Annotated in this window: 12 protein-coding genes; 5 read left to right on the forward strand and 7 right to left on the reverse strand. The window is 71.0% G+C overall.

Annotated features, from left to right (window positions below; translation table 11 throughout):
• The first annotated feature begins 9 nt into the window (after positions 1–9).
• Together KF837_12925 and KF837_12930 are read left to right on the forward strand one after the other, a co-directional pair.
• A complete protein-coding gene (locus KF837_12925) occupies positions 10–2,223 on the forward strand; it encodes a serine protein kinase PrkA (GenBank protein ID MBX3228218.1) in 2,214 nt (737 codons plus the stop codon).
• Positions 2,224–2,241: 18 nt separating this feature from the next.
• Positions 2,242–3,573 (forward strand): MATE family efflux transporter, encoded by a 1,332-nt coding sequence (locus KF837_12930; GenBank protein ID MBX3228219.1) that lies wholly within the window; start codon positions 2,242–2,244, stop codon positions 3,571–3,573.
• On the opposite strand, the gene KF837_12935 is transcribed toward KF837_12930, so the two are convergent.
• Both KF837_12935 and KF837_12940 read right to left on the reverse strand, forming a co-directional pair.
• Positions 3,561–5,732 (reverse strand): hypothetical protein, encoded by a 2,172-nt coding sequence (locus KF837_12935; protein ID MBX3228220.1) that lies wholly within the window; start codon positions 5,730–5,732, stop codon positions 3,561–3,563. The genes KF837_12930 and KF837_12935 overlap by 13 nt on opposite strands.
• A 37-nt stretch (positions 5,733–5,769) precedes the next feature.
• Positions 5,770–6,312: a hypothetical protein gene (locus tag KF837_12940; GenBank protein MBX3228221.1), complete on the reverse strand. Its 543-nt coding sequence runs from the start codon at positions 6,310–6,312 to the stop codon at positions 5,770–5,772.
• 20 nt (positions 6,313–6,332) lie between these two features.
• Here KF837_12940 and KF837_12945 point away from each other — a divergent pair, with 20 nt between their 5' ends.
• Complete coding sequence (locus KF837_12945; protein ID MBX3228222.1) at positions 6,333–7,121, forward strand: TatD family hydrolase; 789 nt, start codon at positions 6,333–6,335, stop codon at positions 7,119–7,121.
• Between the two features lie 22 nt (positions 7,122–7,143).
• The gene (locus tag KF837_12950) at positions 7,144–8,460 is read left to right on the forward strand and encodes an energy transducer TonB (protein MBX3228223.1); all 1,317 of its coding nucleotides are present in this window, start codon (positions 7,144–7,146) and stop codon (positions 8,458–8,460) included.
• Positions 8,461–8,493: 33 nt separating this feature from the next.
• On the opposite strand, the gene KF837_12955 is transcribed toward KF837_12950, so the two are convergent.
• From KF837_12955 to KF837_12975, 5 genes are read right to left on the reverse strand one after another with little or no spacing between them, the layout of a single operon-like run.
• The gene (locus KF837_12955; GenBank protein ID MBX3228224.1) at positions 8,494–9,579 is read right to left on the reverse strand and encodes a hypothetical protein; all 1,086 of its coding nucleotides are present in this window, start codon (positions 9,577–9,579) and stop codon (positions 8,494–8,496) included.
• The gene (locus KF837_12960) at positions 9,576–11,198 is read right to left on the reverse strand and encodes a hypothetical protein (GenBank protein ID MBX3228225.1); all 1,623 of its coding nucleotides are present in this window, start codon (positions 11,196–11,198) and stop codon (positions 9,576–9,578) included. The genes KF837_12955 and KF837_12960 overlap by 4 nt, the downstream gene beginning before the upstream one ends.
• Positions 11,143–13,638 carry an ABC transporter permease gene (locus KF837_12965; GenBank protein MBX3228226.1) on the reverse strand — a complete coding sequence of 832 codons (2,496 nt, stop codon included), beginning with the start codon at positions 13,636–13,638 and terminating at the stop codon, positions 11,143–11,145. The genes KF837_12960 and KF837_12965 overlap by 56 nt, the downstream gene beginning before the upstream one ends.
• Positions 13,638–14,411, reverse strand: coding sequence for an ABC transporter ATP-binding protein (locus KF837_12970; GenBank protein MBX3228227.1), 774 nt, complete (start codon positions 14,409–14,411; stop codon positions 13,638–13,640). The genes KF837_12965 and KF837_12970 overlap by 1 nt, the downstream gene beginning before the upstream one ends.
• Before the next feature lie 27 nt (positions 14,412–14,438).
• Positions 14,439–15,224 carry an outer membrane lipoprotein-sorting protein gene (locus KF837_12975; protein ID MBX3228228.1) on the reverse strand — a complete coding sequence of 262 codons (786 nt, stop codon included), beginning with the start codon at positions 15,222–15,224 and terminating at the stop codon, positions 14,439–14,441.
• A 323-nt stretch (positions 15,225–15,547) separates the two neighbouring features.
• Between KF837_12975 and KF837_12980 the strand changes: the two genes are divergently transcribed.
• Positions 15,548–16,879, forward strand: coding sequence for a hypothetical protein (locus KF837_12980; protein MBX3228229.1), 1,332 nt, complete (start codon positions 15,548–15,550; stop codon positions 16,877–16,879).
• Positions 16,880–16,911: the final 32 nt, after the last annotated feature.

The raw sequence follows: 16,911 nt of genomic DNA on the forward strand, positions 1-16,911 counted from the left end.
GCGGAGAGCGTGGAGAGGCGCTTCCAGCGTGGGCGTCGCGTTCTGTCGTTTGCGGAGTATCTCGATCTCTTTGCGAGCGCGCCGGTGCGGTACGCGCGGGACGCGAGCCGGTACCTGCGGGACTGCTTCGATCACTACGGGACGGTTCCGGTCGAGCATCCGTGGGGGCGCTTCACGCGATGGCGGCTCTTCGATCTGCCGTGGGACCCGTCGCAGGCGCATCACGCGCTCATCGGGCAGGAGCAGGTGCAGGAGGAGATGTACCGGAGCATCTCCAACTTCGTGCGCGAGGGGCGGCCGAACCGGCTCGTCCTCCTCCACGGCCCGAACGGGTCCGCGAAGAGCACCATCGTCGGCTGCGTGATGAAGGGGCTCGAGGACTACTCGACCCTCGATCAAGGCGCCCTCTACCGGTTCAACTGGGTCTTCCCGTCGTCGAAGACGATCCGAGGGAGCCTCGGGTTCGGGACGAAGGAGACGCCCGCCGCGCAGGTCGCGACCTACGCGCACCTGCCCGACGATCAGATCGACGCGAAGCTCCTCGTCGAGGTCCGCGACCACCCGCTCTTCCTCATCCCGATCGACGAGCGGCAGAAGCTCCTCGAGCGGCTGACCAAGGCGGCCGGCAACGGCGGCGCGCTCGCGGAGGGCTTCAGCGACTGGATCATGCGCGGGCAGCTCTCGCACAAGAGCCAGGTCGTCTTCGAGGCCCTCCTCTCGAGCTACAACGGCTCGTACACCGACGTCCTGAAGCACGTGCAGGTCGAGCGCTACTTCGTCTCCCAGCGCTACCGCACCGGCGCGGTCACGATCGGGCCCCAGCTCTCCGTCGACGCGAACGAGCGGCAGATCACGATGGACCGATCGCTCGCGTCGCTGCCGGCCTCGCTCCAGGCCGTCACCCTCTACGAGGCCGGCGGCGAGCTCGTCGACGCCGCCGGCGGCGTGCTCGAGTTCAGCGACCTCCTGAAGCGCCCGCTCGACGCGTTCAAGTACCTCCAGCTCTCGATCGAGACGGGCGAGGTCTCGCTCACGCAGCAGAACGTGCTCCTCAACTGCGTGATGATGGGGAGCGCGAACGAGCTCCACCTCGACGCGTTCCGCGAGCACCCCGAGTTCGCGAGCTTCCGCGGCCGCCTCGAGCTCATTCGCACGCCGTACCTGAGGAGCGCGATCCAGGAGCAGAAGATCTACGACACCCACGTCGTCCCGCACATCCGCCGCCACGTCGCGCCGCACGCGACGGAGATGGCGGCGCAGTTCGCGGTCCTGACGCGCATGCGGAAGCCGAACACGGACAAGTACTCGCGCGCGCTCTCGAACGCGCTCTCCGGCCTCACCGCGGTCGAGAAGATGGACCTCTACGCGACCTCGCGCGTCCCGGACCGGCTCGAGGTCGACGCGCAGAAGGTGCTGCGCGCCGGGATCCGCGAGGTCTTCGAGGAGAGCGACTCGTACCCGATCTACGAAGGTCGCATCGGCGCCTCGCCGCGCGAGATCCGCACCGTGCTCCTCGATGCCGCGCAGTCGACGCAGTACCGCTGCCTCTCGCCCCTCGCCGTCCTCGACGAGCTCGAGCAGCTCTCGCAGCGCAAGAACGAGTTCGAGTGGCTGCAGCAGGACATGCAGGCCGGCGGCTACCACGACGTGAAGCTGTTCCGCGAGACGCTCTTCTCGCGCCTCCTCACCTCGTGGGAGCAGGAGCTCTACGCCTCGAGCGGCCTCGTCGAGGAGCAGCAGTACGACGACCTCTTCGAGCGCTACGTCCAGCACGTGAGCGTCTGGGTGAAGAAGGAGCGCATCCGGAACCGCGTCACCGGCGAATACGAGGAGCCGGACGAGAACATGATGAAGGAGATCGAGCGCCTCCTCGACGTGAAGGGCGGCGCGGAGGACGCGCGCAAGCAGATGATCAGCAACATCGCCGCGTGGGCGATCGACCACCCCGGCGAGAAGATCGAGGGGAAGGTGGTGTTCCCGCAGCACCTCCGCCGCCTGCGCGACGCGATCTTCGCGGACAAGCGGACCGGCGTCGCCAAGATCGCGCGCGACATCGTGGTCCTCGTCCGCGACGAAGGCTCCGGCCTCGACGCGCAGCGCACGAAGGACGCCCGCGCCGCGCTCGACCGGCTCGCGTCGCTCTTCGGCTACTGCGACGCGTGCGGCGTCGACCTCGCGAGCATGCTGCTGCGGAAGCGCTACAGCGATCTGATCGTCGCGTAGTAAAACGCGGCCCGTCCCGTGTCCGATCTCGCACGTGAGGTGCGCCGGCTCGCGCTGCCGGCGATCCTCCACTCGCTCCTGCAGACGCTCGTCTTCGTGGTCGACCGCGTCATGCTCGGCCGCCACGGCGACGCGTCGCTCGCGGCGATGCAGATCGGCGGCACCTTCGAGTGGTCGATCTGGAGCGTGTTCGCCGCGTTCGAGGTCGGCACCATCGCGCGCATCGGGCGGCACGTCGGGGCGGGCGACCGCGCGGCGGCGCGCCGGGTCGCGTGGCTCTCGATCGTGATCGCGGTGGCGCTCGGCTTCGTCCTCACCGCCGCGACGCCGCTCGTGCTCGGCGCGATCCCGCTCTCCGGCGCGAAGCTGTCGCCGGCCGCGCTCGCGGAGGCGCGCGGCTACCTCGGGGTGACGATCGCCGCGTCGCCGCTCGTGTTCCTGTCGACCGCGACGATCGCGATCCTCCAGGCCGGCGGCGACACGCGGACGCCGCTCCTCATCGGCGTCGGCGCGAACGTCGTCCACCTCGCGCTGAACCGCGTGCTCATCCTCGGCTTCGGCGCGATCCCCGCGCTCGGCGCGCGCGGGGCCGGGATCAGCCTCGCGGTCACGTTCGCGATCGAGGGCGCCGCCGCGATGATCGTCCTCGCGTCGCCGGCGCGACCGGTCTCGCTCCGGCGATCGAGCGCGAACGAGCCATCGCTCACCGCGCGGGAGGAGGTGCGGACCCTGTTCCGCGTCGGCGGCCCCGCGTTCGTCGAGCGCGTGCTCTACCACGTCGGGTTCATCACCTACGCGCTCATGGTCACGCGCCTCGGCGACGCCGCGATGGCGGCGAACCAGTCGCTCATCAGCGTCGAGTCGATCTGCTTCCTCTCCGCCGACGGCTTCGGGGTCGCGGCCGCGACGCTCGTCGCGCAGAAGCTCGGGGCGGGGGCGCGCGCGGAGGCCCGCGCCGCGGCGATGATCGCGACGCGCTACGCGATCGCGGCGCTGACCGCGTTCGGCGTCGCGTCGTTCGCGCTCCGCGACGTGGTGCTCCCGCTCTTCAGCCAGGACGCGGAGGTCGTCGCGATCGGACGGCGGACGATCCCGATCCTCACCCTCGCGCAGCCCTTCATGGCGACCAGCCTCGTCCTCGCGCAGGCGCTCCGCGGCGCCGGCCGCACGCGCGAGGCGCTCGGGGTCAGCCTCGCCGGCGCGGTCTTCGTGCGCATCACCGCGACGTGGCTCTTCACCTTCGCCTTAGGCCTCGGCCTCGTCGGCGTGTGGATCGGCTCCACCGTCGACTGGCTCACGCGCGCGATCGTGCTCTTCGTCATGCAGCGGCGCGAGGCTCAAGACGGCTGAGCGGGCTCGCCGTCGCGCTCGCGGCGGAGGGCGTCGAGCTCGAGGCGGATCGCGTCGCGCTTCTCGACGAGCTGGTCGAGCGCCGGCGCGCCGGGGACGAGCGACGTGCGGTCGGCCTCGACCGTCTCGAGCGTGCGCTGGATCGCGGCGCGCTCCTGCGGCGGGAGCGTGTTCTCGAGGTACTCGAGCGCGATGCCGCGGAGCTGCGCGTCGTTGCCCACGATCGCGCCGTACGCGAGCTGGGTCGGCTCCATCGGGAAGACGAGCGAGAGCAGGTTGAACGCGTGCTCGAGGTGGCGCGCGTCGGAGCCGCCGCCGTCGCGGAGCTCGAGCTCGTGGCGCGCCCGCGCGCGCGTCGCGTAGTAGTCGAACTTGAGCTCCGGCACGCGCTCGCGCATGCGCACGAGCGCGCGGCCGGCGGCGTAGCGGATCCCGAGATCGGTCGCGTCGAGCGCGATCGAGAGGCTGTCGACCACGCGCTGCGAGGGGACGCTGCCGAGGAGGCGCGCGGCGCGGCGGCGCGCGGCGGCGTCGCGTCGATCGTCGAGGATGAAGTCGACGATCGTGCCGACGAGGCGCGGGACGAGCGGCTTCAGCACGCGGCGCGCGCGCGCGGCGACGCGGTCGCGGCCGAGGAGCTCGAGCAGCTCGAAGGCGAGGGGAGCGAGGTGCTCGACGTCCTGCCCGAGCGCGCGCTCGACGACGCGATCGTCCGGCGATCGGAGGTCGGCCATCAGCTGCACGCGGTCGTCGCCCGCGGTCGCCTCGATCTCGGGGTTCTCCGGGATCGGGTAGCGCGGCGCGACCGAGCCGGCCGCCTTCGAGCGGCGCATCGCCTCGATCTGCGCGAGGACGACGGAGCGATCGAGGCCCTGCGTCGTCTGCGAGAGGGTGTGCCGCGTCGTCGCGTCGACCACGTCGGACTCGGCGAACACGAGCTTGCCGCTGCGGAGGCGATCGGCGAGCGTCGCGACGTAGCCGCGCTGCAGCTGGTACGCGATGACGAGCGAGAACGCGCCCGCGGCGATGGAGGAGATCGTCACCGCCTGGACCGTGTCGTGCGGGACCCACGCGATCAGGCCGAGCGTGAGCGCGCTGCCGAGGACCATGCCGATGCGATCGAAGCCGACGTCGATCACGGTCTTCGCAGCGCGCTTCGACGCTTGCGGGACGGGCGCGAACAGCACCTCGTACGCCGAGCGGAAGAGCGACGCGCGGAGCACGCCCTCGGCGCCGCGCTGGAGCGAGAACGTCGCGAGGAGGGGGTAGCCCAGCGCGAGCGCGCCGAGGCCGACGACGCCGAGCGGCAAGAGCGCGAGGGTGGGGCCGACGCCGAGCTTCTCGAGCGCGATGCGGTTGACCGAGAGCTGGAGGATGAAGGAGAGGACCCCGATCGCGGTCTGGAAGACGGCGAAGAAGGAGAGGAGCCGCGCGCCGCCGCCGTACGCCTTCGTCGCCTCGGTGCCGAGCGCGTATTCGACGAGCGACTGCGTCACCGCGCCGGCGAGGACGATGAGCGCGAGGAGCTGGAGGTAGGGGGTGTCGCGGAGCGCGCCGAGGCCCTTCGGCGCGAGGTCCTCCTTCGGTCCTTCGTCCCGCGGCGCCGCCTTCGCGACGGTGCGGATCCCCCACGTCGAGATCACGCTGAGGCCGGCGACGACGAGGAGCATCGTCGGCACCGACGCGGTGAGGCGCGAGCTCACCCACGCGATCGCGCCGCCGACCACGCCGCCGAGCGCGGCGCCCGCGCCGATGCGGCCGACGACCTGCTTCGCGGTGTGGGGATCGAAGGCCTCGCTCACGACCGACCAGAACGCGGAGACGATCGTCGCGCCGACCGACGCGGTGTGGATGTAGACCGCGATCGCGACCGCGCGCTCGAGGTGCGCAGAGAGCCCCCACTCGCCGGCGGCGAGGAGCGCGTGGAGCGCGAACGCGGCGGGCACGACCATGAGCGGTCCGCGCTTCCGGAGCGCCGCCGTCATCGCCGCGATGACGCCGATCGAGACGATCGAGCTCGCGATCATGACGAGCGGGAGCTGCTGCGGCGAGTAGTGCGACAGGAACATCGCGTCGCGCGTCGCCTTGCCGATCACCTGCTGCGCGATCGTGGCGGCGGCGGCGACGGTCGCCGCCGCGACGGCAGGCTCGGACTTCACGCGCCGCTTATACCTCGATCAGGGCTGCGAATAGCGCTTACCGATACGGCGCCGCGCGAGCCTCGAGCTTGAGCCGCGCCGTCTTGACGCCGAACAGCTCGTCGCCCCCCGGCGATAGGATCGGCCCCAGTAGGATGCTTGCCATGACGGCCGCGATCGTGAGAGCGACGCGGTCGTCGTCCATTTCGCGGCTCACGATCCAGAGCGTCGGGCAGCGCTGCGCGAGGAGGAACATGCCCGTCGCGTTCGGATCGCCGCGCTCGGCCGCGTCGAGGTCGCTCCGCTCGACCGGGCGCCCGTAGCAGAGCCGCGTCCCGGCGGCGGTGCCGTCGTCCGCGGCGAGCACGATCCGCGCGGCGTCGGCGGTCGGCATGTCGAAGCCGTACTTCTTCTCCACCGTGAGCCCGAGCTTGGCACCGAAGAAGCGCGCGGCGCGGGCCTTGAGCGCCTCGACGTCGAGCGCCGCCGTTCCGGGCTGCGCGAACACGGTGTAGCCCGCGCTCAGCGGCGGCGGCGCGAGCGCGCCGGGGCGGAGGATGCCGCGCGGATCGAGGAGCTCTCGGAACGTCTGTTCGTCCACCGCGCTAGGATACGCGCACCTTGCTCGTCGACACGCACTGCCATCTCGATCCGCAGTACTTCCCGAACGGCCCCGACGACGCGCTCGCGCGGGCGCGTGACGCGGGCATCGGCGGCTTCGTCGCGATCGGCGTGGGCGCCGACCTCGCGCCGGCGCGCGCCGCGATCGCGCTCGCGGAGCGGCTGCCCGAGCGGATCGGCTGCGCGATCGGCGTCCACCCACACGACGCGGCGCGGATGGACGACGCGATGTACGAGGAGCTCGCGAGGCTCGCGGCGGCGCCGGTCGTGCTCGCGGTCGGCGAGATCGGGCTCGACTACCACTACGACCACTCGCCCCGCGAGACGCAGAAGGCCGTGTTCGCGCGGCTCATCGCGCTCGCGCGCGCGCTGAAGAAGCCGATCGTCGTCCACACGCGGAGCGCGCCGGCGGACACGCTCGCGCTGCTCGAGAGCGAGGGCGCGCGCGACGTCGGCGGCGTCATCCATTGCTTCAGCGAAGACCGCGCCTTCGCCGCCCGCGCGCTCGACCTCGGCTTCGACCTCTCGTTCTCGGGGATCGTCACGTTCAAGAGCTCGGCCGCGATCCAGGACGTCGCACAATGGGCGCCGCTCGCGCGCGTCCTGGTCGAGACCGACGCGCCGTACCTCGCCCCCGTGCCCCTCCGCGGAAAACCATGTGAGCCTGCGTACGTGGTGCACACCGCGCGGAAGGTCGCCGAGCTCCGCGGGATGCCGTTCGAGGCCCTCGCCGAGGCCACGACCGAGAACGCGGAGCGACGTTTCGGGCGGAGCTTCCTATCCCCGTAGGAGTGCGTACGCTTTGTCTTCGGTGGCGAAGGCGGGAGCTCGACAGATCACGTGGCCGCTCGCCGGCTCGGTCGTGCTTCACGTCCTCCTCGTCGGCGGCGCGGGCGTGCTCGCGTACCGATCCATCACCGCGAAGGAGGCGCGCGAGGCCGAGCGTCGCGCCGCGGCCTCTCCGCCCTCGGTCATCGCGATCGAGCTGCCCGGCGTCGCGGAGGGCACGCTCCTCGCCGATCGCGAGGTGATCCCGGAGGGCGAGGAGCCGACCACGTTCGGCGGCGCGACCGTCGCGCGCGTCGACAACGGGCTCGCCGGCAGCGGCGGCGACGCGCGGGGCGAGCGCGCGACGAACCTCGCCGCGCTCGACGATCGACGGCGGCTCGATCAGGACCTCACGAGCCACCTCGACAAGGACCAGGTCCAGCGCCTGAACACGGCGCGCGTGCGCGCGACGCGCGAGGACCGGCGCTCCACGAAGGAGCCGATGGAGCTCACGTTCCTCGCGAGCGGGAAGGGGGACGTCTCCGAGCGCCGCCCCGACGCGCCGTCCGATCCGAGCCGCGGCTCGCTCCACGCGAGCGCGCCGTCGGTCCTCGGCGGCCACGTCGGCTCCGCGAACGACGACGATCCGAGCGCGCCGGGCTCGAGCGCGGGCGCGTCACGCGCGGGCGCGCTCCTCGGCTCGCCCGGCGTCGGCCTCCGCGCCGCCGATCCCGGCGCCGATCACCACGCCGGCGCGCGCATCACGCACGCGCGTCCTTCCGTCGCCGAGGCCGCGCCGTCGATCCCGGCGCTCCGCGACGGCCGCCCGAACGACACCGTCGATTCGGATCAGGAGGTCTCGAACACCGTGCGGAGCCTCGTCGCCGCGAGCGCGGCGGGCGCGAACGCAGGCGCGGGCCGCGGCGGCACGCCGGGCCCGGACGCGGACCCCGGCGCGGGCGGCGGCGCGGTGAGCCGCGGCTCGATCGCGCGCCCGCTCGGCAGCGGCGACGGCGACCTCGTCGACTGGAACACGAGCGATCCGACGCTGCTCCCGTACTTCCGCCGCATCCACGCGAAGGTCGATCCGCTCTGGGCCAACGCGTTCCCGAGGAGCGCGATGCTGGAGCTGAAGCAGGGCACCGTCATCCTCGACGTCACGATCGCCTCCGACGGCACCGCGAAGGTGACGTGGCCCCCCGCGCGCCCGAGCGGCATCGACGAGTTCGACCGAAACTGCGCCGACGCCCTCCGCCGCGCGAGCCCCTTCGACCCGATCCCGCAAGCGATCAAGGACCGGGGCTACACCACCCTCCGCATCCGCGCCCCGTTCACGGCGCGGAACCCGATCATCCAGTAGCATCGACGAGCTCGCGCGCCGGAGCGCGGGAGCTCAAAAGCTCCCCGACCAGCTCGCGCCGGCGCCCATCGGGCCGACCCACGGCACGACGACGCTCTCGGCGCCCTTCTCCTTCGCGTCGCCGCCCGGTCGCGGGGCGACGAGGAACCACGTGATCGCGCCGGCGAAGCCTGCGAGGCCGATGACGAGGGAGGTCGTGAAGACGCCTTGATGGGTCGAGGCCCACCTCTGCTGCGTCGCGAGGGTGTCGCACGTCTCCTGGAACTCCTCGATCGTCTGGCCCTTCGCCGGATCGTCGAAGCTGGCGGGGCGCGAGCAGGAGGCGCCCGGGCGCGCGTTGCGCGCGAGCGTCTCGTTCGCGACCTCGACGCCGTGGCGCGCGTTCGCGGCGAGGCCGCCGAAGATCGCGGCCGTGACGAGGCCGCCGACGCCGATCGCGCCCGCGGCGTACATCGGCCAGGTCGTCGTCGGCGGCGTGAAGAGGCGCGACTCCTCGCTCTCCGCCGTCGCGCTCTGTGAGGTCGTCACCGCCGCCTCCTTCGGGCGCGTGCGCGTGTCGGCGGTGGGGATGATCGCCTTCGGGACGAAGTTCGGACGCACGTCGGTGACCTTCCCCGCCGGCGCGTCGACCTCGATCGTCTTCGTCTCGTCGCGGTGCGTGACCACGACCGTGTGTTGTCCGGCCGCGACCGTGATCGGCGCCTTCACGTCGACCTTCTCGCCGTCCACCGTCGCCTCCGCGCCGTCGGGGATGTCGAGCTTGAGCGCGCCGAGGTGGGACTTCGCTTCGCGGAGGCCCTTCTCCGCGCCGACGCGGACCTTGTCCGGGATCTCGTTGGTCGTGGCGAGGAAGTCGTCGAAGTTCCGCGCGGCCTCGAGCCAGTGGCCCGAGCGGAGCGCGCTCTGCGCGAGCATCAGCGTCGCGGACGGCCGCTTGAGCAGCGCCGACGCCTGGAAGAACGCGACGCGCGCCTCCTCGTAGCGCTTCTTGCCATAGAGCTTCAGGCCCTCCGCGTAGCGCGCGCGCGCGGCCTCCTCGATCGCCTTGCTCTCGGACGGGGCCGCCGCCGCCGCCGGGGCGACGAGCATGACGAAGGCGAACGCGACGAGCCGCCTCAAAACGAGTACCTCGTCGTCAGGTATACCGTCTCGTTGCGGCGGAACCAGCTGCCGAAGGAGCCGCCGGCGCCGTCGATCATCAGGTAGCCGAGGCGGAGCGTGAAGTTCGTGCCCGCGTAGCCGACCTCCGGGCGCACGACCCACGAGAGCGGGTTGATGCCGAGGAGCGAGCGCGCCTCGAGCACGACGTAGTCCCAGAAGAGCCAGCGCACGACGTTCGCGATCGCCGCGTTCTGCTCGCGGACGAAGAGGAGCGGGCCGCTGTTCGCCTGGTTGACGACGGGGATGACCGGCACCTCCGGCCCGAGGATGTGCATGTACGAGGCCTCGAGCACGATCACCTTGCCGAAGCCGCGCTGGTACTCGACGCCGGCGACCGCCTGCGCGGTCGGCTTCGCGATCGAGTTCAGGTTGTCGCGCGTGTAGAAGGTCATCGCGGTGTCGAACGCCGCGTCGAGGCGGAGGACGAGCGGCCCCGCCGTCGTCGACATGTCCATCCCGACGTGGTGACGGCGCACCGACGTCGACACGAACGGCCCGCCGTACGAGGCCGACGCGCGCTTCGCGCCGGCGTAGATCGCCTCGAACTCCTCGCCGGTGGGGTTCTCGGGGCTCCGCGCCTGGTTGAACTGCTGCGCGATCTGCGGATCGAGGTACACGTACGGCGAGCGGTCGCGGCCGTAGTGGTAGTAGAGGCTCGTGTCGAACGACGCGAAGTGCATGCGCATCGACGCGCCGAGCGACGCGCCGTCGAAGAGGTTCTGCTGCCGGAAGCGCACGAGCGCCGCCTCCACCTCGCCCGGGTCCTTGCCGTCGCCGTAGGTGCCGAAGAAGCGACGCACGTGGAGCGGCGCGTCCGGCTGCACGAGCGACCAGTTCGCGCCGTAGAACGACGCGCGATCGGGGAAGAAGAACGGCTGCGCGACGAGCCCGAGCACCGCGACGCCGATGTCGAAGTCCGCGCGCGCGGCGAGGGTGGGGATCGCCACCATCTCCGCGTCGAGCTGCATGCGGTTTCTCGTGTCGCGCGCGTTGAGGACGTCGTTCGGCGCGACGCCGTCGGCGTTGCCCCAGACGATGCGCTGCTGCCCGAGGCGGACGTCGACGCGCTCGGAGTAGAAGCCGAGGTACGCCTCGCGCAGCACCGGCTCGAGGAGCACCGTCGACACGGTGCGGGAGTCGAGCGGCTCGCCCGCGCGCCCCTCGACGAGCGACGCGGTGTACGCGAGCGAGCCCGAGATCACGGCCTGGAAGCTCTTGCCGCGGTTGTAGCGGACGTCCAGGTACATCTGGCTCACGCTCGTCGCGCGCTCGTAGCCGACGTGGTCGGAGAGCGGCGCGTTCACCGGCGCGGGGCCCTCCGACGGCAGGCCGTACTGCAGCGTCGTGCGGCCGAAGCCGCGGACCTCGATCTTGTCCGGCTTCGGCGCCTCCGGCTCCGGCCTCGGCGCGGCGGGCTTGCCCGTGTCGGTCTCGTCCTCGATGACCTCGACGATCTCGTCGTCGCCGTCCCCGTTGCCGTTGCCGTCGGCAGGCGGGACCGTCGCCGGCGGCTCCTGCGCCTCAGCCGATCGCGCGACCGCGAAGGACAGAAGACAGATCCATCGACAGGAGCGCACGAATGCCCGGGAGCGCGGCGAAGACCAGGAAGACGAGCGTCGGCACCGACGCGACCATGAAGTCATGAGGCCGGAAGTCGAGCGGGACGGCGAACCACGTGGAGGCCATCGGCATTCGAAGCGCATACGCCGTCACCACCCACGCGCCGAGGGATAGCACGAGACCCGCCATCGCGAGCAGACCGACCTCGGTCAGGACGATACGGGCGATCTCGCCGCCGCCGTAGCCGAGCGAGCGGAGGGTCGCATATTCGGTCTCGCGCTCGAGGAGGAGGAAGCCGAGGACGCTCACGAGGAAGAAGAACGCGAGGACCCCGGAGAGGCCGATGAACGGCACGACGATGACGTTGAACGACGAGAGGTAGGCGAGCGTCTTCGACGCGTATTCGGTCCGCACCTCGACGCTCGTGATGCTCTCGTCGGCGAGGAGGGCGACCTTCGGGTCGGTCGGCCGCGGCGCGACGGTAGGGGCGGGGACGTTGGCGGCCTCGCCGAGGTCGAGGGTCTCCACGACCTCCGCGTTCTCGCCGCGCTTGATCGCCGGCCCTTCGGGGGCCTTCTTCGGGCCGGTCGGGACCTGCCCGAATTTCACGTATGCCCCGGAAATCTTCCCCTCCATCCCGAAGATGCGCTGCGCGGTGGCGCGCGGCACGACGATGGTGGAGAGCGCGGCGTCACGGGTGAGGCCGACGACGACGAGCTCGTGGACGACGCCCTTGCGGACGATCGCGATGCGCTCGCCGATGTGGGGCGGGTTCGCGCCCGCGAACGCGGAGTTGAGGTACGCCTCCGCCGCGGTCTCGCTCGAGAACGGCGCGCCGACGAAGAGGCCGTGCGTCACCATCTCGTCCTGCTTCGGGAGGCCGCGGATGCGCATCTCCTGGATCGAGCCGTTCTCGCGGCGGACCGGGGCGTAGCTCTGGAGGTAGCCGCGGAACGACGAGACGCCGCTGTCCTCCATCATCTCCTTCACCTGCTCCTCCGCGAGCGGCACCTTGAACGCGGTGATCGCGTCCCAGTGCAGCTTGCCCGCTTCGGTCGTCGCCCAGGTGTCCCACGACGCGATCGTGGTGAGGAGCGCGGAGGGCAGCGCGACCGCGAGCGCGACGAGGGTGGCGGTGGCGGCGGAGAGGCGGACGCGGCGGAAGACGTTCCGCACCGCGTAGCGCGTCGCGATGTTCCCGGAGAGGAGCTTCTCGAGGAACGCCGGCATGCCGTCGAACGCGATCTCGCCGGAGCCGCGCAGCGCGTGGGCGGGGGCGATGCGGAGGACGCCGATCGCGGGGGCGATCGCGGAGGCGAGGCCGACCGCGATCGCGGACCCGGCCCCGAGCGCGAGGTAGGTCACGTCCCACGACATGATCGGGGACGGGAAGCCGGAGATGACGGAGCTCGTCTTGGCGACCTTGGAGGCGAAGCCCATCGCCGCGGGGACGCCCAGGATCGCGCCGGCGAGGCCGGGGACGAAGCCGAGGCCGAAGAAGAGCGCCGAGAGTTGCCCCGGCGACCAACCCTGCGCGAGGAACGCGCCGATCTCCTTCCGCCGCTCGGCGACGAGGCGGTGCATCGAGATGACGGCGACGATGGAGGCCATCAGCGCGACGATGAGCGCGATGATCGGCGTGACCGAGCGCGAGCCCGAGAGGATGACGTCGAGGAAGCGGTAGCCGAAGGTCTGGTCCTTCGTCACGACGCGTTCGATCTCGAGGCCGTCGAGCGAGGCGAGGACGGCGTCCATCGTCTTCTGCTTGTCTGCGCCTTTGTCGAACGTGACGACGACCGAGTTGTAGAGCACCTCCGGGAACGTGCGGTCGAGCGACTCGCGCGACGCGTAGATGATGCCGAGCGAGCCTTTGTGCGGGACGAGGAGCGACGGGTTCGCGGTCGGGACGAGGTACTCCGCCGAGAGGCCGGTCCCGCCGACGGTGAAGCGCGACGAGAAGCGGTGCGGGTTGACGACGATCTCGTCGCCGGCCTGGAGCGCTTGCGCCTCCGCGAACGAGCGGTCGACGATCGCGTGCTCCGGCTTGCCCTTCTCGAGCCAGCTGCCGCTCGTGAGCTCGATGTCGTTCACGGTCGGGTGCGCCGCCGGCTCTAGGTACTGGATCACGACCGGGAGCGGCGCCCCCTCACCCGTCTTCGATACGCGCTCGATGTAGCCCGTCGCGATGAAGCGGCGGTTCACCGCCGAGACGCCGGGGACGCGGCGCACGACGTCGAGCGACGGCATCTCCGTGTCCGACGCGGGCGTGAACTGGACCTCGAGGTCGGCGAGGCGGAGCTTCTCCGCCCACGCATCACGTGTAGAATACAGGCTCTCCTGCGCCACGTACCCGCCGCCGAGCGCGGCGGCCTGGAGCGTGAGGATGAGCGCGATGAGCGCGAAGCGGCCCTTGGCGCGGAGGAGCTCGCGCCACGCGAACTTGAGGAGCGTGCCCATCACTCACCGACGGCGCGGAAGCGACGGAGCGGGAGGTGCGAGACCCCCGAGGCCTGGCGCACGACCGGCACCTCGCCGCTCGTCTCGAGCATGTTGCCGTGGCCGAGGACGCGGCCGTCGCGGAGGCGGATGACGGAGTCGACGCGGCTCGCGAGCTCGGGATCGTGCGTGACCATGACGCAGGTGACGCCGCTCTGGCGCTGGAGGTCGAGCATGCACTGGAAGATGCGCTCGCCCGACTCCTCGTCGAGGTTGCCGGTCGGCTCGTCCGCGAGGAGCAGCTGCGGCTCGCGCGCGAGGACGCGGGCGACCGCGACGCGCTGCTGCTGGCCGCCGGAGAGCTGCGACGGGAACCGGTTCGCGAGGTCGGCCATGCCGACCTTGGCGAGGTAGTCGAGGGCGCGGGCGCGGCGCGCGGGGGCCTTGAGGCCGAGGAACTCGAGGCCGGCCTCGACGTTCTCGACCGCGGTGAGCGACGGGAGCAAGTTGTAGAACTGGAAGACGAAGCCGATCGCCTTGCGGCGGTACTCGGTGAGCTCGCGGTTCGAGGCGCGGTTGAGATCGAGGCCGCCGACGACGACGCTTCCCGCGTCGCCCTTGTCGAGACCGCCGAGGATCGAGAGGAGCGTGGTCTTGCCGCAGCCGGAGGGGCCGACGATGGCGCTGAACGAGCCGCGCTCGAACTTCATCGAGACCTCGCGGAGGACGGTCGTGGAGACCGAGCCCTGCTTGTACGTCTTGTACAGATCCTTGATCTCGACGATGGCGCTCATTGGACGTTCTCCCTCTGCCTCAATCTCTCACTGCTTCTCGAGCGCGCGAACCGAGAAGTTGTCCATCGGGATGTCTTCGCGGCGGTTGATCTTGTCGAGGGAGAGGTCCGTCGTGCGGCCCGTCTTGTTGTCCGTCATCTTCGAGCCGGTGATGAACCAGCGGCCCGCGTGCTTCTGGATCTCGCGCGAGAGGAGCGTCTTCACCGGCGAGCCGCCCTTGTTGTACATGACGTACTTGAGCGGGACGTAGTTGTCCTTGCGGACCCACAGCTCGATCTTGCCGTACACCGCGTCGCTGTTCTTCGGCGTCGCCATGAGGTGGTAGCACTCGAACTTGCCGACCTTCTCGTCGCCCTTCTTCACCGCGTCGCTCTGGCGGAGGTCGCGGCCGTCGAGGTCCGCGTACGAGAAGTCGGTGCCCATGAAGGAGTCGGCGCGGTTCGAGCCCGCGATGCGGCGCGAGCGCTTCAGCTCCGGCGTGTAGAGGAAGCGCTCGTCGTCGGCGCCGCTGTTCTGGACCTGAAGGAACTTCATGCCCGCGACGTCGGCCGGCGCGGAGAACGTGATGACGCTCTTGCCGAGCGGCGGCGCGTACTTGCGGCTCTTGCCCTCGAAGGCGAGCGAGCGGGTCTTGCCGCTGGTCTCGGTGACGACCGCCTTCGCGTTGACCTCGGCGCCGCCCATGCCCCACGGATCGGACTCCGCGACCTTGGCGACGATCTGCGAGGCGGTCAGCTCGGGGGCCTGAGCGCCCGCGACGGAGACGGTGACGGCGGCAGCGACGACGAAGGAGAGGGCGAACGAGGTCTTCATTGCAGTGGCTCCTGGGCTCCTGGGGTTCCGGCGTTTCGTCCGGCGACGCAGACACGTATCGCAACGTCGGTGCCAGGCGCCTCTCGGCCCCTTTCGCTCACGAGACCCCCAAATTTCAGCCGGTTTTCGCTCCGTCGGAACAATTCGATCTGGATCGGAACGAGAGAGGCGTTGTCACGCTGCGATGACAGTCCCGGGGATTTCAGAATCCAGGCTCGCTTCACCTACACAGTCCCCACGCACGAAAGCGGGCGCCTCGGGCCCGTCCTCCTCTAGTGCGCCCCCGCTGCCATCCCGGTACGGCTCTTGTACGCTGATGAGGCGTGCGCCACCTCGTAACGCTCGTCCTCTGCCTCGCGTTCATCGCCTGCACCGTCGCCGAGATCCCCGGCGATGCGTCGGAGGGCGGCGCTGCGCTCGACCCGAAGGCCGGGACGGTGAACTCGCGCGCGAAGGACGGCGTCTGCGAGCCCGGCTCCGAGCCGGTGAAGGCGGAGAAGATCGATCCGGAGAAGCTCACGCCGTGCGAGTGCAAGAACGGCGGCAAGGCGCGCTGCGCGCCGAAGGACCGGCTCCCGGAGACGCTCGTCAACCAGCTCGACGACTGCGACGGCGGCGCGGGCTCCTGCGTGCCGGACACGGTCATCGCGAGCGGCGGCGCTCCGCTCGGCGAGTGCAAGTCGGCGGGCAAGTCGGGGCGCTGCCTCTCGCTCTGCGTCCCGCGCGTCGCCGAGAACCTCAAGTACCTCACCCGCGGCGACGGCGACTCGTGCCCCGAGGACGAGCGCTGCATCCCCTGCGTCGATCCGCTGACCGGCGAGGCGACGGGCATCTGCAACATCGACTCGATCGAGGAGGGCTCCACCGTCTGCCGCGCGAGCGGCACCGCGGCGGCGGGCAGCGGCATCGACATCAAGCCGGGCGAGAAGGTGACCTGCCCGTTCAGCGGCACGCCCGGCGATCCGAACCGGTTCCCCACCTGCGGGACCGGCGGTCGCTGCCTCGAGAACGCGCTCGTCCCCGCCGACATCGCGAAGCGCCTGAGCTCGTGCCCCGCCGCCGAAGGGAAGCCGGGCCTCTGCATCCCCGAGATCTACGTCGTCGAGAAGGGCAAGCACCTCCCCGGCAAGTGCTCCTCGTTCGCGGGCATCGAGGGCCGCTGCTTCAGCATGGTCTTCAAGGATGTGCAGGAGCAGTCGGACGTCCTCGCGCAGGACGCGTGCAAGGCGGACGAGCGCTGCTTGCCCTGCTTCAACCCGGCGACGGGGAAGCCGACCGGCGCGTGCGAGTCGGTCGAGTGCGACAAGGCATCGACCGAGGCGATCGCGCTGAAGGAGTGCTGCAACCGTCAGGGCGCGATGCGCGGCAAGTGCGTGCCGTCGACGGACGTGCCGTCCGAGTACCAGAAGCGCTTGCTCCGTCACCAGTGCGACAAGGGCGATCTCTGCGCGCCGAGCGATCAGATCGACACCGACGGCAAGGCGGTGCGCTGCGCCTCCGACGCCGAGCCGGGCGTCTGCGTGAGCGACTGCATCAACATCGGCCTCTTCGAGGGCATCTTCATCAGCCGCGGGAGCTGCCGCGCCGACCAGAAGTGCATCCCGTGCAAGGGCCCGCTCGGCCGTCCCACCGGCGCGCCCGGCTGTCCGAAGTAGAGGCGAAGCAGCGGAGGATGCGCGCGTCTTCG

Source organism: Labilithrix sp. (assembly GCA_019637155.1).
Taxonomy (GTDB): Bacteria; Myxococcota_A; Polyangia; order Polyangiales; family Polyangiaceae; genus Labilithrix.

Excerpts from the sequence above, each read along its gene's own strand:
- KF837_12965 (MBX3228226.1), bottom strand. The coding sequence starts at position 13,638 with ATGGGCACGCTCCTCAAGTTCGCGTGGCGCGAGCTCCTCCGCGCCAAG.
- KF837_12970 (MBX3228227.1), bottom strand. The coding sequence starts at position 14,411 with ATGAGCGCCATCGTCGAGATCAAGGATCTGTACAAGACGTACAAGCAG.
- KF837_12975 (MBX3228228.1), bottom strand. The coding sequence starts at position 15,224 with ATGAAGACCTCGTTCGCCCTCTCCTTCGTCGTCGCTGCCGCCGTCACC.